This is a genomic window from Methylobacterium sp. WL9 (assembly GCF_008040035.1).
In the GTDB taxonomy this organism is placed as follows: domain Bacteria; phylum Pseudomonadota; class Alphaproteobacteria; order Rhizobiales; family Beijerinckiaceae; genus Methylobacterium; species Methylobacterium thuringiense.
This window is the reverse complement of record NZ_VRVE01000035.1, coordinates 20,273-39,578: the sequence shown is the minus strand read 5'-3', so window position 1 is coordinate 39,578 and position 19,306 is coordinate 20,273. Positions and strand designations below refer to the sequence as shown.

At 69.8% G+C, this 19,306-nt stretch carries 17 protein-coding genes and 1 pseudogene; 13 read left to right on the top strand and 5 right to left on the bottom strand.

Translation table 11 applies throughout. The features are described 5' to 3' along the window. The coding region (locus tag FV217_RS12195; RefSeq protein ID WP_147817452.1) for an adenosylcobinamide-GDP ribazoletransferase at positions 1-503 on the bottom strand (503 nt) is incomplete at its 3' end. A gap of 147 nt (positions 504-650) precedes the next feature. Between FV217_RS12195 and cobT the strand changes: the two genes are divergently transcribed. Then, positions 651-1,676 carry a nicotinate-nucleotide--dimethylbenzimidazole phosphoribosyltransferase gene (gene cobT, locus FV217_RS12190; RefSeq protein ID WP_147817451.1) on the top strand — a complete coding sequence of 342 codons (1,026 nt, stop codon included), beginning with the start codon at positions 651-653 and terminating at the stop codon, positions 1,674-1,676. 234 nt (positions 1,677-1,910) lie between these two features. Here cobT and FV217_RS12185 read toward each other — a convergent pair whose 3' ends face one another. Continuing rightward, the gene (locus FV217_RS12185; RefSeq protein WP_147817450.1) at positions 1,911-2,876 is read right to left on the bottom strand and encodes a GlxA family transcriptional regulator; all 966 of its coding nucleotides are present in this window, start codon (positions 2,874-2,876) and stop codon (positions 1,911-1,913) included. Between the two features lie 117 nt (positions 2,877-2,993). Here FV217_RS12185 and FV217_RS12180 point away from each other — a divergent pair, with 117 nt between their 5' ends. The 7 genes and pseudogenes from FV217_RS12180 to FV217_RS12150 all read left to right on the top strand — a co-directional run bounded on the left by FV217_RS12180 (position 2,994) and on the right by FV217_RS12150 (position 8,713). Beyond that, on the top strand, positions 2,994-3,671 hold the full coding sequence (locus tag FV217_RS12180; RefSeq protein ID WP_147817449.1) for an HD domain-containing protein: 678 nt from the start codon (positions 2,994-2,996) through the stop codon (positions 3,669-3,671). A gap of 196 nt (positions 3,672-3,867) precedes the next feature. Further along, complete coding sequence (locus FV217_RS12175; protein WP_147817448.1) at positions 3,868-4,644, top strand: alpha/beta hydrolase; 777 nt, start codon at positions 3,868-3,870, stop codon at positions 4,642-4,644. Positions 4,645-4,898: 254 nt separating this feature from the next. Continuing rightward, positions 4,899-5,564, top strand: coding sequence for a class I SAM-dependent methyltransferase (locus FV217_RS12170; RefSeq protein ID WP_147817447.1), 666 nt, complete (start codon positions 4,899-4,901; stop codon positions 5,562-5,564). A gap of 144 nt (positions 5,565-5,708) precedes the next feature. Continuing rightward, a pseudogene (locus tag FV217_RS12165) lies at positions 5,709-6,891 on the top strand (PAS domain S-box protein). Positions 6,892-7,093: 202 nt separating this feature from the next. Then, entirely contained in the window at positions 7,094-7,441 is a 348-nt protein-coding gene (locus FV217_RS12160; protein ID WP_147817446.1) for a CsbD family protein, read from the top strand. 67 nt (positions 7,442-7,508) lie between these two features. Beyond that, a complete protein-coding gene (locus tag FV217_RS12155; RefSeq protein WP_147817445.1) occupies positions 7,509-8,405 on the top strand; it encodes a PhnA-like protein in 897 nt (298 codons plus the stop codon). A gap of 101 nt (positions 8,406-8,506) precedes the next feature. Further along, positions 8,507-8,713, top strand: coding sequence for a CsbD family protein (locus FV217_RS12150; protein ID WP_147817444.1), 207 nt, complete (start codon positions 8,507-8,509; stop codon positions 8,711-8,713). 129 nt (positions 8,714-8,842) lie between these two features. Here the strand turns inward: FV217_RS12150 and FV217_RS12145 are convergent, their stop codons facing one another. Continuing rightward, entirely contained in the window at positions 8,843-9,223 is a 381-nt protein-coding gene (locus tag FV217_RS12145) for a nuclear transport factor 2 family protein (protein WP_147817443.1), read from the bottom strand. Positions 9,224-9,341: 118 nt separating this feature from the next. Further along, a complete protein-coding gene (locus FV217_RS12140) occupies positions 9,342-10,892 on the bottom strand; it encodes an ATP-binding protein (RefSeq protein WP_147817442.1) in 1,551 nt (516 codons plus the stop codon). A gap of 266 nt (positions 10,893-11,158) precedes the next feature. Here FV217_RS12140 and FV217_RS12135 point away from each other — a divergent pair, with 266 nt between their 5' ends. The 5 genes from FV217_RS12135 (at position 11,159) to FV217_RS12115 (ending at position 16,031) form a co-directional block, all read left to right on the top strand. Further along, complete coding sequence (locus FV217_RS12135; RefSeq protein WP_147817441.1) at positions 11,159-12,109, top strand: restriction endonuclease; 951 nt, start codon at positions 11,159-11,161, stop codon at positions 12,107-12,109. Positions 12,110-12,348: 239 nt separating this feature from the next. Then, positions 12,349-12,804, top strand: coding sequence for a (2Fe-2S)-binding protein (locus tag FV217_RS12130; RefSeq protein ID WP_147817440.1), 456 nt, complete (start codon positions 12,349-12,351; stop codon positions 12,802-12,804). Positions 12,805-12,854: 50 nt separating this feature from the next. Next, a complete protein-coding gene (locus tag FV217_RS12125) occupies positions 12,855-15,062 on the top strand; it encodes a xanthine dehydrogenase family protein molybdopterin-binding subunit (RefSeq protein ID WP_147817439.1) in 2,208 nt (735 codons plus the stop codon). 64 nt (positions 15,063-15,126) lie between these two features. Beyond that, positions 15,127-15,339 (top strand): DUF1289 domain-containing protein, encoded by a 213-nt coding sequence (locus tag FV217_RS12120; protein ID WP_147817438.1) that lies wholly within the window; start codon positions 15,127-15,129, stop codon positions 15,337-15,339. Next, positions 15,336-16,031, top strand: a complete 696-nt coding sequence (locus FV217_RS12115) for a TIGR02281 family clan AA aspartic protease (RefSeq protein ID WP_147817437.1) — start codon at positions 15,336-15,338, stop codon at positions 16,029-16,031. The genes FV217_RS12120 and FV217_RS12115 overlap by 4 nt, the downstream gene beginning before the upstream one ends. Before the next feature lie 67 nt (positions 16,032-16,098). Here the strand turns inward: FV217_RS12115 and FV217_RS12110 are convergent, their stop codons facing one another. Beyond that, complete coding sequence (locus tag FV217_RS12110; protein WP_147817436.1) at positions 16,099-19,272, bottom strand: autotransporter domain-containing protein; 3,174 nt, start codon at positions 19,270-19,272, stop codon at positions 16,099-16,101. Positions 19,273-19,306: the final 34 nt, after the last annotated feature.

The window sequence follows — 19,306 nt, the reverse complement described above, 5'->3', positions numbered from 1 at the left end:
GCGGCGGCGAGCAGCAGCGCCAGGGCCGCGTGGGCGCCGGAGCGGTCGAGCAGGGTCGCCAGCGCGCCGAGCCGCAGGGAATAGGCGAGCACCAAAGCGGTGCCGCCATAGGCGCCGATGCGGCTGTCGCGCATGATTTCGAGGCGGCGCATCCAGGTGCTGCCGCCGCCGAAGCCGTCGGCGACGTCGGCGAGCCCGTCCTCGTGCATCGCGCCGGTGATCAGCGCCAGCAGCGCCAGCGCCAGCGCCGAGGCGACGAAGGGGCCGAGCCGCAATTCCCAGCCCGCGACCAGCACCAGCGCCGCCGGCAGCGCCAGCAGCAGGCCGGCGAGCGGCAGGACGCGGGGCACGGTGGTGAAATCCGGCGCGGCATAGGGCGACGGCTCGTCCGGCAGCGGCGGCACGTTCACGCGCGAAAAGAAGCGGAGGCAGGCGGCGATGTCGTAGAGCACGCCCGCGCCGGGGAAGAACGGGGTGGAAGGCGTCGTCCGGTCGTCGTTCATCGCTCGCCTGTCGCGCCGCGTCGGATCGTCCGCACGCCTTCACCGCGGGGTCTGCGGCTTCTATAGCCCCCGGTATAGTCCCCCAGGCAAACCTCTCGCCATTCCGCGGCGAGGCCGGCCCCTCAACGATTCTGCGAGCGCCCCGCGATGACAGCCGAATCCGCGCCCTTCGCCGACATCCGCCGCCTCGTCTCCGAGATGCCGGGCCCCGACGAGGACGCCCTCGCCATGGTCCGCGCCCGCGACGCCGTGCTGACGAAGCCGGCCGGGGCGCTGGGCCGGCTCGAAACCCTCGTCGAATGGCTCGCCGCCTGGCAGGGCAAGGCCAAGCCGACCCTCGACCGGCCGCTGGTCTGCGTCTTCGCCGGCAGCCACGGCGTCACCGCGCGGGGCGTCTCGGCGTTTCCCGACGCGGTGAACCGCCAGATGCTCGACAACTTTTCGGCCGGCGGCGCTGCGATCAACCAGATCTGCGCGGCCTACGGCCTCGGCTTCAAGGTGTTCGACCTCGCCATCGACCTGCCCACCGGCGACATCTGCGAGCGCCCGGCCCTCGACGAGAAGGCCACCGTCGCCACCATGGCCTTCGGCATGGAGGCGGTGGCCGCGGGCACCGACTGCCTCGCCATCGGCGAGATGGGCATCGGCAACACCACCATCGCCGCCGCGATCTACTGCGCGCTCTGGGGCGGCGAGCCGGCCCACTGGGTCGGCCGCGGCACCGGCGTCGACGAAGCCGGCCTCGCACGCAAGGCCGACGCGATCGCGCTGGCGCTGAAGACCCATGCCGGCCATCTCGACGACCCGCTCGCCGTGCTCGCCCGGCTCGGCGGCCGCGAGATCGCGGCGATGGCCGGCGCGATCCTGGCCGCGCGGCTGCAGCGCATCCCGGTGGTGCTCGACGGCTACGTCTCCACCTCTGCTGCCGCCATCCTGCACGCCCTCGACCCGAGCGCCCTCGACCATTGCGTCGCCGGCCACCTCTCCGTCGAGGGCGCCCACGCCGAGGTGCTGCACCGCCTCGGCCTCGCGCCGATCCTGTCGCTGGGAATGCGGCTGGGGGAGGCCTCCGGGGCAGCCCTGGCGCTGGGGCTGATCAAGGGCGCCCTCGCCTGCCACCGGGACATGGCAACGTTCGCGCAGGCGGGGGTTTCGGAGAGGATGCCCGGCTGAGGCGGTGCTGTTCGTGGGGGGAGGATCGGACGCTCGGCGGCTCTCGGCCGCGGGTGCTTGCGGCCCAACTTCGCCCTCGAACGTGACTCACGCCGTACGCCTGAAACGGTCATCCGTGTTGCTACCGTTCTGATAGCTGTACGCTTCTCCCGCCGTTGCGATGGATTGGGCGACACCTGCACATTGGACGCTCCGGATGCCGGCTCGCGACCGCGTCGCGGTCCGTCGGGTGTATCAGGTCCGCGCTTGCCGGCGCCGGTACTCGGCCGGCGTCGTACCAACCCGGCGGACGAAGGCGCGCCGGAGCGTGTCGGCGTCGCGGAAGCCACAGGCACCAGCCACCTGCTTCAGGGCGGCCCCCTCCGCTTCCAAAAGGCGGCGGACGGCCTCGATCCGCACGTTCTCGACATAGGCGGCGGGCGTCAGACCCGTCTCGGCCCGGAACAGGCGCGCGAAATGGCGTGGGCTCATCCCCGCCCGTTCGGCGAGGCGATCGACGCCGTGATCCTCGGCCGGACGGGCGGCCACCCAGCGCTGGACCTCCTGCAGGGCCGAGCGTCCGACCGGGGCGCTGACCCCGCGACGGCTGAATTGCATCTGACCGCCCCCGCGCTTGAAGAACATCACGAGCTGGGCCGCGACCCGACGCGCGATCTCGGCGCCCAGGTCCTCCTCCACGAGCGCCAGCGCGAGATCGAGCCCGGCCGTGACTCCTGCCGCGGTCCGCAGCGCCCCGTCGAACAGGCAGATCGCGTCAGGCTGGACGATGGCTTCGGGATATCGCTCCGCCAGGGCCTCCGCCACCGCCCAGTGCGTCGTCACCCGACGGCCGTTCAGCAGGCCCGCCTGCCCGAGGAGGAACGCTCCGCTGCAGACCGAGCCGTAGCGCCGGCAGTGCAGCGCGGTCCGTCCGAGCCACGCCAGCAGATCGGGCCGAACCTCCAGATCCTGAATCCGTGGTGCGCCGGCGACCAGAAGGGTGTCGAAGCATGTCGGCGCAGCCCCGGGCGCAACCAGATCCACGACCAGCCCACGCCCCGACGACGTGATGACCGGACCAGGCTCCATGCCGACGATGGCGAGGTCGTAGACGTCTTGGCCGCTCTGCGCGTTCGCCTCGGCGAAGACGTCGAGCGGTCCGGCGACATCCAGGAGTTGGACGCCGGGAAGGGCGAGGACCGCGATGGATCGGGATGCCATGCGGGCTCCGTGGCTGACGATGCATGTGTTATGGCATAAATCGTCGTTATAGGACGATTGCAGCCATTCGTGAAGCTCCGTAGCTGTTCCGGACACGCAGCGCAAAGGAGATCCGCCATGAGCATCCCGTCCGAAGCCGCCGTCCCCGACAGTGCCCTTTCCCGCGCAATCACCGAGTTCGTGCGCGACACCGAGACCGAGTTGCTCTTCAATCACTCGAGCCGCGTCTATCAGTTCGGCGCGCTCGCCGGCGTCCATCGCGGCCTGAGCTTCGACCGCGAGCTGCTCTACGCGGGCGCCATGTTCCACGATGTTGGCCTGATGCCGGACCACAGCAGCGCCGACGAGCGCTTCGAGGTGGACGGCGCCAACGCCGCCCGCGACTTCCTGAAGATGCACGGGGTGCCGGAGGCGGACGTCTACACCGTGTGGACCGCCATCGCGCTCCACACCACGCCCGGCATCCCGGTCCACATGCATCCGGTGGTCGCGCTGGTCACTGCCGGCGTCGAGATGGACGTGCTCGGCCTGACCTACGGCCAGTTTTCCGAGGCCGAGCGGGAATCGGTCGTCGCCGGCTTCCCCCGCACGGCGGACTTCAAGGAGGACATCATCCAGGCTTTCTACGACGGCATCCGACACAAGCCGGATACGACCTTCGGCAACGTCAAGGCCGACGTGATTGCCGACAAGGAGCCGAGTTTCCGCAAGGGGAACTTCTGCAGCGTGATCCGCGCGTCTCGTTGGGGCGGTGGCGCGCATGCCACGGGCTGCGGTTGCGGGCACCACGACTGAGCCGCCTGCTCGCTCGACGGAGCAATGCTTTCGCAGTCCGGCACTGCGCGGGATCTGTCTTCCGATGTAGGATCATGCCCGCCGGATCACGCTCGTGGACAAGCGCCAGCGGGCATTAAACGTATCCTCGCCGCGTCGACGACGAACATGGACGACACGTCCTGCACTCAACTCTTCTCGAACGGGGTCGCCTGCCATGATGACCAGGAGAACACTGAACCGTACGCTCGTCGCCGGCGCGGCAGCAGGATTGCTGTCCGGAACCGCGTCGGCCCAAGATCTGCCGCGGGCACGCAACGTCGTGCTCGTGCACGGCCTCTTCGCCGACGGTTCGTGCTGGTCGGAGGTGATCCCACGGCTGCAGGCAGCGGGCCTCAACGTCACCTCGGTGCAGAACCCGCTCACGAGCTTCGAGGAGGCGGTCGCCTCCGCGCGGCGCGTGCTGGCGCGGCAGGAGGGGCCGACCGTGCTGGTTGGCCACTCGTTCTCGGGGATGATCGTGACCGAGGCAGGTGTCGACCCTAAGGTCAGCGCGCTGGTCTACGTCGCTGCACGGGCGCCCGATGCAGGGGAGGACTACACGGCGCTGGCCAAGACCTATCCGACCCCGCCCGCCTCGGCCGGGATCGTGTTCGATGGCGACGAGGGGCGCTTGAGCGAGGCGGCCTTCCTGAAGGATTTCGCGGGCGATCTGCCGGCGGAGAAGGCCAGGGTTCTGTTCGCAGTCCAGCAGCCCTTCCACAAGGCTCTGCTTGCGGGAAAGACCACGCAGGCGGCCTGGCGGTCGAAGCCGAGCTTTTACGCGGTGTCGACCGAGGACCGCACCATCAACCCGGACCTCGAACGCTTCATGGCCAAGCGGATGAACGCGAGGACCGTGGAGCTCAAGGCGAGCCACCTGTCGCTGCTCTCCCAGCCGCAGGCCATCGCCGACCTCATTCTCGAGGCTGCCGGCGAATCGGGACATCCCTGACTTCATGCCTTCGTATGCAGACGCACGACGAAGTCGCCCGAGAATGAATAAGACGCAGTACTTCGCCTGCACGGATGCGGTCACCTTGCTTGGGCAGTTCATGCCCGCACTCGCGTGCAGGCCCAATGACAGGTTTGGGGAGCGGGTGCGCGATGGCGACGTCCGCTTCAATGCTCTTGCCGCTCGAAAGCCGACCGGCTCCCGACCACTTTTCTCGGACGTCCGCCCAGTCACCACACATGATATCCGGAGACATGGACGCATTCTCAGACCCGCAGGCCGTCGCCCGCTACGCCGAGAATCCACCGCGCATGGTGCCCGGCTACGGCGACATGCAAACCATGGCGAGACTTCTGCTCGCAGAACGCGCCCCGCATGATGCTCGGGTCCTCGTCCTGGGCGCGGGCGGCGGCCTCGAACTCAGGATGTTCGCCGAGAGGCAGCCCGGCTGGTCCTTCGTCGGCGTCGACCCGTCCGCCGCGATGCTCGACCTCGCTCGGGCGACCCTCGGCGACCTTTCCGCCCGGGTGCACCTCCATCATGGGCTCATCGACGGCGCGCCGCAGGGGCCGTTCGACGCGGCGACCTGCATCCTGACGCTGCACTTCATCGAACGCGCGGAGCGGCTGCGCACGCTCGAACAGGTCCGGCGCCGCCTAAGGCCGGGCGCGCCCTTCGTCGTGGCGCATTTCAGCATTCCGCAGGGCGAACGCGATCTCTGGCTGTCGCGGTATGCCGCCTTCGCCACCGCCTCCGGCATCGCGGGCGCGCAGGCCGAGACGGCGCGCGCCGGGATCGCGGAACGGCTGCCGATCCTCACACCCGAGGAAGACGAGAATCTTTTGCGCGAGGCTGGGTTCGACGGGGTCGGCCTCTTCTACGCCGGGTTCGCATTCCGTGGCTGGGTCGCCTGGGCCTGACATCACCCGCGCCGTATTGCGCGGCCCGCCCGGCCCTACCAGCCCGCGTACCAGTCGCCTGATACACACGGCCTGCCCCGCGGACGGAACCGTGCACGCCGAGCCGTGTTGCCTGCCGCACGGCGACGCGCGGCAATGGGTTTCGTGACCGAGGGCGTCGACAGGTCGGAACTCAGGCAGATCGTGGCCGGCCTGTCCGCGGGCGTCGTCCTCGTCGAGCCGGACCAGCGCATCGCCTGGGCGAACGACGCGGCCCTGCAGATGCACGGTGCGGCCTCCCTCAATGAACTCGGCGACACCGTCGCGGAGTACCGGCATCGGTTCGGCCTGCGCTACCGCAACAACCGCGCGCCCGAGCGCTACCCGATCGAGCGGCTCGCGGCCGGCGAGCGGTTCGAGGACGTGATCGTCGAGGTCGCGCGCACCGACCGGCCCGAGATCGCCTTCGTCCACGCCGCGCGCAGCATCGTGATCGCGGATGCGGCGGGTGCGCCGACCTGCCTCGCCCTGGTGCTGCGGGACGTGACCCCGCAATTCGAGGCCGAGGAGCGCTTCGAGAAGACCTTTGCCGCCAACCCCGCCCCGGCGGTGATCTGCCGGCTGTCGGACCTGCGCCACGTGAAGGTGAATATCGGCTTCCTGGAGATGACCGGCTACACCCGCGACGCCGTCGTCGGGCGCAGCGTCACGAGGTCGACGTGCTGGCCGGCGCCCGCAACCGCGACCTCGCGATCTCGCGGCTGAAGGAGGGCGCCACCATCCCGCAGATGGAGGCCTGCCTGGTGCTGCCGGACGGCGGCACCCGCTTCGTCCTCGTCGCCGGCCAGACCATCGCGATGGGCGACGAGCCCTGCATGCTGTTCACCTTCGCCGACCTGGAACTGCGCAAGAAGGCCGAGACGGCGCTGCGCCAGAGCGCGGAGCGCTTCGCCAAGGCGTTTCGCCTGACGCCGGTGCCGACACTGCTGTTGCGGGCCGAAGGCCTCGCCGTCACCGGGGCCTCAACGAGGCGTTTTCGCGGGTCTTCGGTTTTGGGGAGGCCGAGGTGCTCGGCCGCGCACTCGGCCTCATCGAGAATCTGGCCAACCTGTGCCATCCCGGCCGCGAGAGCCACGGCGAGGCCGCCCTGAACCTCACCTTGCGCGAGCGGCAGGTGCTCGGCCTGATCTGCTCGGGTCTCGGCGACGAGGCTATTGGAAAGCGCCTCGCGCTCTCGCGCAACACCGTACGAAATCATACCGCGGCGCTGTACCGCAAGCGTGGCGTCCATAAACGGACGGATGTCGTCAGCTGGGGGCGGAACAACGGCTGCCCGCTGCCGTTATGATGCTGAGAATTTAGGCAAGTGGTACATCTGCACTATTGGTCCACCCGATAGCCTCGACACCTCAATCCGGCGCAACCGGTCTCGCAACGCCGCGATGACCGACCGAGCGGAACCGGCACCGCCGCCGGGTCTTTCGCAGACGAACCCCATCCCTTTCCTTCCAGGGGCAAGACGCCCCTCACAAACGAACGACGGAGCCATCATGGTCGACACCGATCGCATCACCGGGGCTGCACGCGAAGCGGGCGGCCGGATCCAGAGCGCCGTCGGCGACATCGTCGGATCGCGCCGCGACTCCGCCGAGGGCCGCGCCCGCCAGGCGCAGGGCCGCGGGGAATCGCTCTACGGCGAGGCCAAGGACGGCGTGCGCAACGCCGCAGACCAGGTCGCCGACTATGCCGAGGATGCCTACGAGCATGCCGGCGACTATGCCCGCCAGGGGCAGCGCGCCGTCGCCCAGCGCGTCGAGGACGCACCGATCGTCTCGCTGCTGATCGCCGGAGCCGTGGGTTTCGGCCTCGCGCTTCTTCTCAACACGTCCCGCCGCTGAGCTTGTCTCGGCTTCTTCAACCCACGACCAGCATCACCAGCGTCGATCCGGAGTTCACCCCAAGCCCATGTCCAGCACCCTCTCCCCTGTGGTCGGCACGGAAGCCCGCGCCGCCCATCTTCATCAGGTCTCGTGGGGTGCGATCTTCGCCGGTGCCGTCACGGCGCTGGTGGCACAGCTCGTCCTCAACATGGTCGGCGTCGGCGTCGGCCTCGCCAGCCTCGGCCCCGTCGCCGCCGACAACCCGGCCGTCTCGTCGTTCTCCCTCGGCGCCGGCCTGTGGTGGGTCATCTCCGGCATCGTCGCCGCGCTGATCGGCGGCTTCCTCGCCGGCCGGCTGAGCGGCCGTCCGGTCGGCTCCACCGCCGGCTTCCACGGCCTCGTCTCCTGGGCCGTCACGACCCTCGTCGTGATCTACCTGCTGACCTCGGCGGTCGGCGGCATCCTCGGCGGCGCCCTCGGCTCCGTGTCGAGCGTGCTCTCCGGCGCCGGCTCGGCCATCGGCGGAACCGTGCAGACGGCGGCGCAAGCCGCGGCCCCCTCGCTCGCCAAGATCTCGAACCCGCTCGACGGCATCGAGAACTCGGTCCGCCAGCAGGCTGCCGGCCAGGACCCGCAGGCTGCCCGCGACGCCGCCGTCAGCGCCATCCGCGCCGTGCTGACCGGCGACCCGGCCGAGAAGCAGCAGGCCGAGACCCGCGCCGCCGACGCCCTCGCCAAGGCCCAGGGCATCCCGGTCGAGCAGGCCCGGACGCAGATCCAGGACTACCAGAAGCAGTACCAGGAGGCCGTCGCCACCGCGAAGCAGAAGGCCGAGGCCGCCGCCATCGCCACCAAGTCGGCCGCGACCCAGGGTGCCTTCTACGGTGCGATCGCCCTGATCCTCGGCGCCCTCGCCGGCTTCCTCGGCGGCCTGCTCGGCAAGGTCCGTCCCGTCGCCTACGACACGGTCCGCCGCGCCTGAGACCATCGGTCCGGCTCCCCGCGAGCCGGACCTTCCACCCCGGGCCGGCCCCGATTGGCCGGCCCGTCACCCCCAGCCCAACCCAGACAGGAGATCATCCGATGAGCAGCAGCACCACCGACAAGATCAAGGGTCTCGCCAACGAAGCCGTCGGCAACGTCAAGCAGGGCATCGGCAAGGCCACCGACAACGACAAGCTCCAGGCCGAAGGCAAGGCGCAGGAGCTGAAGGGCGAAGCCCAGAAGACCGTCGGCGACGTCAAGGACGGCGCCTCGAACCTCGCCGACAAGGTCAAGAGCAAGATCTGACCTTCGGTAACGACGACGACACGCGGGGTGGCCGAGAGGCCGCCCCGTTTTCGTTTGGGGCCGGTCGCCGATGTCCGCGTCAGGGGCGTTACAAAGGTGACGGCAGTCGTCCTCGACGACCGCTCGATTTCAGGTCATGCGCTCGACCCATTGCGCGCGCGAGGGACCCGGCTCGAAGGCGTCGCAGAAATATTGGGTCTCGCGCGCCACCTGTCCGTCGCGGAATTCCATGATGCTCACGGTGTAAGACGGCCGCCCGTCGTAGGTCAGGACATATTCGGTGACCCAGAGGTCGCCTCCGCCGCTGATCCGCCGGATCTCGAAACGTTTCCGATTGGGCTGCGCCGCCCGAGACGACTGAATTCGATGCCGCCCACGGATCCGCTCGCCCGATTGCGGATAGTCCAGCACCGCGTCCTCGCGGTAGATCGCGTGCTCCGCCTCGAAGTCGTCCGCATCGGATGCGACCCAATGGCGATCCAATGCTTCCCGTATCTCACAATCGTCCATAGCAGGTCTCCACGACCAGTGCAGTCGATCCGAGACTTCATAACACGCGCCGGCCGAAAACGGCCTTTCAGGCGAGACGAGAGAGCCGACTACGCATGGATCGCCCGTGGGACGGCGCTCAGGCCGCCTCGCGCCGCTCGCGTTTCTGGGCCGGCTTGGCCTCCGAGGCGAACTTGGCCGGGTTGAGGTCGACCGCGGCCAGGGTGTCCATCACGCGGGAGGCCGGGAAGGTCACGATCACCTCGGTGCCCTCGCGCGGCTTCGACTTGAGCTGGAAGCCGCCGCCATGCAGGTCGACCAGCCCCTTCACGATCGGCAGGCCGAGGCCCGAGCCCTGCTCGGCAGTCTTGATCGCCAGCGAGCCGCGGCCGAACGAGGTCAACACGGTGCCGATCTCGTCCTCGGGAATGCCGGGTCCAGAATCCTTCACGCTGAGATATTGCCCGCCCGACGAGGTCCAGCCGACCTTGACGGTGATCTCGCCGCCCTGCGGCGTGAACTTCACGGCGTTCGAGAGCACGTTGAGCACGATCTGGCGGAGCGCCCGCTCGTCGGCCCAGAGCCGTGGCATCGAATCGTCGACATGGACGCGGATGGTCTGGCTTTTTCCCCGGGCGCGCAGGGCCATCATGTGCTGCGCCTCCTCGACGGCCGAGGCCAGCGTCACCGCCTCCTCATTGAGGTCGTAGCGCCCGGCCTCGACGCGGGAGAGGTCGAGAATCTCGTTGATCAGGTTCAGCAGGTGCATCCCGCTGTCGTGGATGTCGGTGGAGTATTCCTGGTAGGCCGGCGCGGCGTGGGTCCCGAAAATCTCGTTCTTCATCACCTCGGAGAAGCCGAGGATGGCGTTGAGCGGCGTGCGCAGTTCGTGGCTCATGGTGGCGAGGAAGCTCGACTTCGCGAGGTTCGCTTCCTCGGCCCTGCGCCGCGCCTCGTCCGAATTCGCCTTGGCCTGTTCGAGCTCGGCGAAGATCGCGTCCTTCTCCGCGCGCGACTGGAGCGCCGCGACCGCCGAGGCGTAGAGCCGCCGGCCGAGCCCGGCGAAGAAGACCTGGCTGCCCACCGCCATCAGCACGAGCGGGATCGTGTGGCTGCCCTGCGCGTCGACGAGCAGCGAGAGCGCGGCCAGCGTCAGCGGGACCAGCGCGCAGATCGCGGCGAGCGGCACGGTCGCGGCGAGCATCGTCACTACCGCCGCCACCACGACGAGCCCGAACAGCGCGAAGGTGCGCGCGTCCTCGACGGTGAGCGGGATCATCAGCGCCCAGGTCGTGCTCTGCAGAATTTCGCCGAGCACGAAGATCCGGCGCCAGCGCTTGAGCGAGACGCTTGAGGCCTCCCGGCGCAGGAAGCGCTGGCACGCCGCCGTGGTGACGGTGAGCGCGATGAGCACGCCGCCGCAGCCGAGCCCCGCCGTCACCGGATCGATCCAGATGGTCGAGGCGGCCGCCAGGGTGATCGCGAACAGCACCAGGGGGATCGCGGCGTCGGCGCGATACTGCGCGTAGAGCCGCATCAGTTCGAAATCGAAGGCCCGCTCCAGGCCGCTCGTCGAGGTCAGCCGCTCACGGGCCGAGCGCAGGTCGCGCGACATGCTGCGGCGCCGGGCCACCTCCTCGGAGGACGGGCCGCGGCCGCGTTGAACCATCTCCGCGGTGAGGTCTGACATGCGGGCGGGGGGCGGTTACGCAGGGTCGGACCCGCCGATGCGGGACCGGGATACGAGAACCGCCAGGGTGCCCCGGATGTGTTAAGAAGCGGCTGCCGGAAACGACGGCATTTTCGCGGAATCGATCACGCAGGGCAGGCCCGGAGCCTCGAAACCGTGCCCGGCGATGCTCCGCGACGACGCGACGGTTCTTTTCAGTGGCCCGCCCATTTCGGGCCATGGTTGCAGCCGACGGAATCCTCGCATCGCCATGCGCCGGGGAGACCATGTTCGAGACAGCCACCGATGGAATCCGGCGATGGATCGTCGGCCTCTTCGCCGCCGCGATCGAGGGCACGGCGCGGCCGGAGGACAGGCACGCGGCCATCCAGTGGCTTCTTCGTTCGCGCGACATCCTTGCCGGGGACCTCGGCTGGCAGGACAAGCTCGGTGCGCTCAACGCGCAACTGAGCGCACGGGCCGCCGCATCGGCGATCGCGAGCACCGTCGTCGAGGCCGTGCAGAGCTATCGCACCTCGTCGCTGCCCTGGCCGATGAAGATCGCGCTGCCGGTCACACTGGCGGCGATCCCGCTTCTCGGCGTGCAGGGGGCTGGCATCGCCGCATTCGGCGGCGCCATCGGGCTGCCGGTGCTCCTCCTCGTCTTCCTCGGCACGGCCGGCATCACCTCGGTGCTCGAAGCGGTGGTGACGAATCCGCATTCGCGGACCGGCGTCGCCATCATCGTCGCGGGCATCGTAAACTCTGAGGCCACCCGGCGCGCGAGCGCCGCGTTCCGCCAGCGCATGGCCGAAGAAGCGGCCTCGCCGTTGGCCCAGCCGGTGCCGGAGGACACGGCGGCGATCCGCGCCACGCTGCTCGCGATGAACCCGTACGACTTCGAGCGTCACGTGATGTCGTTCTTCGAGAAGGCCGGGCTCGAGGCAGTGGTGACGCCGAAATCCAACGATTACGGCATGGACGGCTACGCCCGCGACGGCGACAGGCTGATCGTCGTGCAGTGCAAGCGCTACGCGAGCGACCACAAGGTCGGCCGCCCGGCCCTGCAGCAGTTCAAGACCGTGATGGCCGATGCCGCGGCGTTCCGCGGCTATGTCGTGACGACGTCGTCGTTCTCGATCGACGCCGTCGCCTATGCGGCCGAGGCACCGGGGATGGTGCTGATCGGCATGGACGCGCTGTTGGCGTGGCATGCAGAAGACTTGGACATCGGATAGGCGGTGCGGCGTATCCCGGTATCGTCGTCCCGAGGAATCCGCTCCCGGCACCTGCCAGAGCCCTCATGCCGAGCACCCGTTACGCGGCCCTGTGACGGTGACAGGCCTTGAGGCGCGGTGTCGCTTGTGCCGATGATGGCAGAACCGGCTTCTCGGAACGATTCCAACTCCATGTGTGACGGCGCACATCACACGGGTACGCCGCAGGCCCACGTTCGCCAATTATCCGGAGAATCGCGATGCTCAAGCTCACCGTCAACGGCGTCGTGCACGACGTCGATGCCGATCCCGAGATGCCGCTGCTCTGGGTGATCCGCGACCGTCTCGACATGACCGGCACCAAGTACGGCTGCGGCATCGCCCAATGCGGCGCCTGCACCGTGCACATGGACGGCCAGCCGGTGCGCTCCTGTCAGACCAGGCTCGGCGATGTCGGCGAAGGCAAGATCACCACCATCGAGGGCATCGACGGCCGGGTGGCCGAGGCGGTGCAGGGGGCCTGGCGCGGCCTCGACGTCGTGCAGTGCGGCTACTGCCAGTCGGGGCAGATCATGTCGGCGATCGGCCTGCTCTCCGACAACCCGAAGCCGACGGATGCCGACATCGACGGCGCCATGGAGGGCAACATCTGCCGCTGCGGCACCTACCAGCGCATCCGCGCCGCCATCCACGAGGCGGCCCGCACCCTCGGCTGATTCCTTCTCGCTACCTGTCCCGAACCCTCATCGCCGAAGCGGAGCCCCCCATGCTCAAGACTGCCCGGCCTCACACGACGCCTTCGCGCGTGCCCTCCCGCCGCGCCTTCCTCGGCGGTGCCGCCGCCGGCGCCATCCTGATCGGCTTCAGGCTCGACCTGCGCAGCCCCGCGCGCGCGGCCGGCGGCCCGGACCTCTCGCAGGGCGCGGCCCAGCCCAACGCCTTCGTGCGCATCGCCGCCGACGACACCGTCACGGTGATGATCAAGCATCTCGACATGGGGCAGGGCAACACCACCGGCCTCGCCACCATCCTCGCCGACGAGCTCGACGCCGACTGGGCGCAGGTGCGCACCAGCTTCGCGCCGGCCGACGCCGCGCTCTACAACAACCTGCTGATGGGCCCGGTGCAGGGCACCGGCGGCTCGACGGCCATCGCCAATTCCTGGTTCCAGCTGCGCAAGGCCGGCGCCGCCGCCCGCGAGATGCTGGTGGCGGCGGCCGCCTTCCAGTGGAAGGTGCCGGCCTCCGAGATCACCGTGGCGAAGGGCGTCGTGCGCCACGCCGCCTCGAACCGCGAGGCCCGGTTCGGAGAGCTCGCGGAGTCCGCCGCCAGCCTGCCGGTACCGCAGGAGCCGAAGCTCAAGGAGCCGGGCGCCTGGACGCTGATCGGCAAGCAGGCGCATCGCCTCGACTCCGTCGCCAAGACCGACGGAACCGCGATCTACTCCCTCGACATCCGCCGCCCCGGCCAGGTCACGGCGGTGGTCGCGCATCCGCCGAAGTTCGGCGGCATGGTGAGGCGTGTCGACGACAAGGCGGCGAAGGCGGTGCCGGGCGTCGTCGCGGTCGTCAAAATCCCGGCGGGCGTCGCCGTGATCGCCCGCGACACCTGGACGGCAATGAAGGGCCGCGAGGCCCTGAAGGTCGAGTGGGACGACAGCGCCGCCGAGTCGCGCTCGTCGGATCAGATCCTGGCGGAGTACCGCGAAACCGCCAAAAAACCCGGCCTCGTCGCCTCGCAGGCGGGCGATCCTGACAAGGCGATCGCCGGCTCGGCCAAGGTGCTGGAGGGCGAGTTCAGCTTCCCCTACCTCGCGCATGCCGCGATGGAGCCGCTGAACTGCACGATCGAGCGCGCCTCGGACGGCACCTTCGACGTCTATGCCGGCTGCCAGCTCCAGACCGTCGAGCAGGCGGTGGTGGCTGCGACCCTGGGCGTGACCCCGAACAAGGTCCGGCTGCACACGCAATGGGCCGGCGGCTCCTTCGGCCGGCGCGCGACGCCGGGCGCCGACTATTTCGCCGAGGCCGCCAGCATCGTCGCCGCCTGGGACGGCAAGGCCCCGGTCCATCTCGTCTGGACCCGCGAGGACGACATGGCCGGCGGCTATTACCGCCCGACCGTGTTCCACAAGGTCCGGGCCGGCCTCGACGACAAGGGGGCGATCACCGGCTGGCGACACGTCATCGTCGGCAAGTCGATCATGATCGGCTCGCCCTTCGAGGCGATGATCGTCAAGAACGGGATCGACGCCACCACCGTCGAGGGCGCCTCGGACACGCCCTACCAGATCCCGGCCTACCGCTTCGACGTGCATAACGGGCGCGAGGGCGTGCCGGTGCTGTGGTGGCGCTCGGTCGGCCACACCCACACGGCGCATGTCATGGAGGTGTTCATCGACGAGCTGGCGCATTCCGCCGGTGTCGATCCTGTCGCCTACCGTCTCGGCCTGCTCGGCCGCGCGCCGCGCCTCTCCGCCGTGCTCAAGCTCGCGGCCGAACAGGCCGGCTGGGACAAGAAGCCGTCGGAGAAGGGACGGGGCTACGGCGTCGCCGTGCACGAATCCTTCGGCTCCTACGTCGCCATGGTGGCCGACGTGACGGCCGGCGACTCCTCCGTGAAGGTCAACCGCATCGTCGCGGCCGTCGATGTCGGCGTCGCCGTGAACCCGGACGTGATCCGCGCCCAGGTCGAGGGCGCGGTCGGCTTCGCCCTGTCCTCGGTGCTGCGCAACCGGATCACGCTGAAGGACGGCGTGGTGCAGGAAAAGAACTTCGACAGCTACGGGCCGACCCGGATGTCGGAGATGCCCCGGGTCGAGGTCCACATCATGCCGTCGTCCGCCGCGCCCACCGGCATCGGCGAGCCCGGCGTCCCGGTGATCGCCCCGGCGATCTCCAACGCCATCTTCTCCGCCACCGGCCAGCGCCTGCGCTCGCTGCCGCTGGATCTGGCGGGGTTGAAGGGGGCCTGAACCCGGACCGGACGGCGCAGGACTCCTTGATTCCGCCACCCGGGATGGCTCATCTGCGCGTCTCATGACCATCGCACCCCGCCCGAAGCCGTCCAGCCCCTGCACCAAGCTCTGCATCCTCGATGCCGCCACGGGCCTGTGCGAGGGCTGCGGGCGCTCGCGGGACGAGATCGGGCTGTGGGGCTCGATGAGCGAGCCGCAGCGGCTCGCGGTGATGGCGGTGCTCGACGAACGCCTGAGCCGGGCCTTCCCCAACCGGAAAGCGCGCACGGCATGAGGCTCTGGATCGGTCTCGGCATCCTCGGTGCGGCGCTGGTCGTGCTGATCGCCACGGGCGACGACGGCCAGGTCGCCGGGCTCGCGACCGACCAGTTCGGCCACATGGCCTATCTCGGCGCCGTAATCGTGCTGCTCTCCGCCGGCTTCTGGCACCGCTTCCGCGACCGCATGGGCGAGAATCTGCGTGCGCTGCTGATCTGGGTCGGGATCGGCGCCGTCGTCGTCGCCGGCTACGCCTACAAGGAGCAGGCGCGGGAAATCGGCGGCGGCCTGCTCGGCGCCCTGCGGCCCGGCACGGCCGTCATCGGCCCCGGCGGCGAAGTCACGATCACGCGGCGCGCCGACGGCGACTTCTCGGTGTTCGCCGAGGTCAACGGCCGCACCGAGCAGCGCTTCGCCTTCGATACCGGGGCGAGTTCGGTGGTGCTGACGATGGAGAGCGCCGCGGCGCTGGGCATCAAGCCCGCCGAGAGCGCCTTCCGCACGAAGGTCTCCACCGCCAACGGCACCGCGATGACCGCGCCGATCCGGCTCGATTCGATCACCATCGGCCCGATCACCGAGCGGAACGTCGACGCCATGGTGAGCCAGCCCGGCGCGCTCTCCACCAACCTCCTGGGTCAGAGTTTTCTGACGCGGCTGCCGTCCTACGAGGTGCGCGGCGACCGGCTGATCCTGCGCAGCCGCTGACAGGCCTTTTCGAACTCAGGAAGGGCGCCGCCGCGACGGCGACGCCCCTTTCCCATCGGCGGAGACCCTACCAGCGGATGGTAAAGTTGCCCTTCGCGGCATGGTTCTCGGCCCGGGCCCCGATCTGTCCGGTATAGGCGACGCCGATGGTGGCGTTGGCCGAGACCCGGAGGTCGAGGCCGGCATTGGCCACGAGCGCGTCGCGGTCGATCGGCAGGCCGGCCGTGACGAAGCTCGGCCCCGTGTCGAAGGCGAGGAGCGCGGTGGGCACCACGTCGCCGAAGGCGCGGCGGTAGCCGACGAGCCCATAGGCCTGGACCGGCAGGCCGAGGCCGAGATCGAACGTGGTCTGCGCGCGCAGGCCGACCGTCGCCGTGCCGATGTCGTTGTCGCGGGCAAAGCCGCGCAAGGCCGCGACGCCGCCGGTCTCGGTGAAGCGGTCGTTGCCGATGTTGACGTAGGCGCCGCCGACGAAGGGTTCGATGTAGGTCGCGGACGACGCGACCGGAGCCGCGCCCTTGGCGATCAGGCCGTCTTGGCCGAGCGCGATCCGGTAGCCGAGCTCGCCGAAGCCCTGCGTGGTCGCGCCGCCGTAACGGGCCGTGTCGGTCTCGGACACGCCCGGGAAGACGACGGAGCGGCGGGTGCGCAGGTCGTTGCCCGAATAGACCGCGCCGAGGCGCAGCGCTACCGGACCGAACTCGGTGCCGCCGTAGACGGCCCCGAAGCCGCTCTCGATCTCGCCCGACTGAAGCCGGCCGGACGTATCGAGCGTCGTGCGCGAATAGCCGCCGGCGACGCCGATGCGAAAACCGTTGTCGAGGCGGACGTCGGCGCCGGCCACGAAGCCCGCCGTCTGGCGGCGGAAGCCCGCGGCGTTCCCGTCGGTGTCGGTCTTGCCGAAGGCGCCGAAGCCCTGGGCCCACAGGCCGAACACCCGCGGGTCGAGGACCCGCGCCGGGACCATGGTCGGCGCAACGATACGGCCGGGCAGGTCCGCCGTGTAGGTCGCCGGCAGGCTGCCGTAATCCGCGCCCTCGGCCGTGCCGCCGCGGCGGAGGCGGTCGAGGATCGCCTCGCGCACGAAGAAGGCGCTCTCGAAGGCGGCCCCGGCGGCGCTGGCATGGACGTCGCCCGAGAGGGCCTGGAAGGCGCCCTGCGCCTCCGGCGTCGTCAGCCCGACCGTGCGGCCGTAGACGCCTGAATTCGGACCCGCACCCTGCACGGCATCGGCCGCAGAGGCTTGGTTGCGGGTCCGGGCGATGGTCGAGAAGGCGATGTCGTTGCGGGTCAGGGTCAGGTCGACCGCGTTGGCACCGTAGCGCAGCGTCGGGGTCAGGAAGGCGAAGTTTGCCGACACGCCCGAGAACTGTCCGCTGACGCCGCCGGCCGAGGTCAGGATGGCGTATTGCCGGCGCGGATCGTAGCTGCCGAACTGCGCCAGGACCTGCACCGTGCCGCCGTTCAGCGTCGTGGTGCCGGCAACGGCGAGACTGTCGGAAAGCCCGGCCCCGTTCACCTCGACCTGATAGGTCGACCCGGCCGCGAAGCGTGCGTTGCCGGCGACGTTCAGCGTGCCGATCGAGTTGCCCGGCGCCACCGTCGCGCCGCTCAGCGCGGCGAGGCCGCCGACCGTGCCCGTGCCGCCGAGCAGGCCACCCGAGGCCACCGTCGCCGTGCCGGCGATGGTGCCGTTGGCGTAGAGCGCGCCGCCATCGGCCACCGTGACGTCCCGCGTCAGCCGGTCCCGCGCATCCATTGCGAGTGTGCCGGTGACGCCGTCGAAATAGCCGGCGGCCGAGTAGAGATCGAGGCGTGCCCAGTAGCTCAGGGCCGAGCCGTAGAAGGCGGCGAGCGCATTGGTCTCGGTGTTCACCAGGATCTGGTTGATCGTGCTCGATTGCAGCGTGCCGTAGAGGCCGCCGCCCGGCGCGACCGCCGCGGAAGCCGTGCTCGAGCCCCCATAGAGCGGAGCGAGCAGGATCGAGGCGTCGGGGCCGCCCGTGGGTGCCCCCTCGCGCGGGGCCTGTGCGAAGCTCAGCGTCGGCAGACCGTAGGTGAGGCGTTGCTGGTAGAGGGCCTGGTTCGCAGCCGACGGAACGTAGGGGTTGCCGGCGGTGTTGGCCGCGCTCGCCGCGCAGGCCGTGACCGAGGCGCCGCATTGCGCGGCGAGGTAGCCCTGGATCTGGCTTTGCGCGTTGGCGAAGGTGCCCGGCAGGTTCACCGCCGTGCCGGTGGCGGCCGCGTTGTTGACGTAGAGCGGGTTGGTGAAGGCCTGGGCGAGGTCGTAGGTCGCCAGCGCCCGGCCGCCGATGATGTCGAGCGGGTAGTGGACGCCGAGCACGATGCGGCTGTTGCCGTACTCGGAGGCGCGCAGCACCATGCTCTGGTATTGCTGCGGCACCAGCATGCCGATCAGGATCGAGTCCGTATAGGCGTAGGTGGTGTGGCCGCTCGGGAAGGACGGGTTGGTCGACAGTCCGCTCAGGGCCGTCGGATCGAACTTGTTGAGGCGGTCGGGCGCGACTTGCACCGGCCGCGAATCGCCGTAGACGTTCTGGCCGGCCTGCGTGTTCGAGACGCCGTAGGCCGTGTCGTAGACGCTGTTGCGGGTGTTCGGCAGACCGTTCGCCGTCGGCAGCGTGTAGCCGGCGGGCGCGACGGCCGGCACAGGCACGTAGCCGGCCGGCGTCGTGCTCGGGTTCGTCGCCGCGCCGTTGGCGAAGTAGTTCTTGGCTACGCCGAGATCGCCGCCGGTGACGTTGTAGGTGCTGGCCAGCAGGTTCACGACGCCGCCGAGCGGGCCACCGGTGCCGGCCGCGACGCCACGCTGGTAGATCGGGCCGAGCTGCGTGCCGAGGCCGCCCACCGCTTGGATCGGGGTGATGCCGTTGATCGGGGTCTGCGCCGGCAACCCGCCGGCGAGGTTCGCCGCGACGCCGTAGGTTCCGAGGCCAACCGACGAGAGGTTGTTCGCGGCCGAGCCAGGCAGGTTCTTGTCGCTGATCGCAAGCTGCTGCTGGGCGAGACTCGCGCCGGCGTTGATCGCGATCACCTGCGCGAGGTTGCCCTGCAGCGTGGCCCGGCCCGTCGCGTCGGCGTTGAGCGACAGGAACGGCGAGAGCAGGTTCAGCACGTTGACGTTGGAGGCGGTGGTGTTGGCGGTCTGCGCCCGGGCTGCGCCCGCACCCATCGTGCCGGCGAGGATCGCCGCAATCGAAACGCTGGTCTTGAAGAGCATCGGTCGGTTCCCCCTCGATCGATCGGAGCTTGGC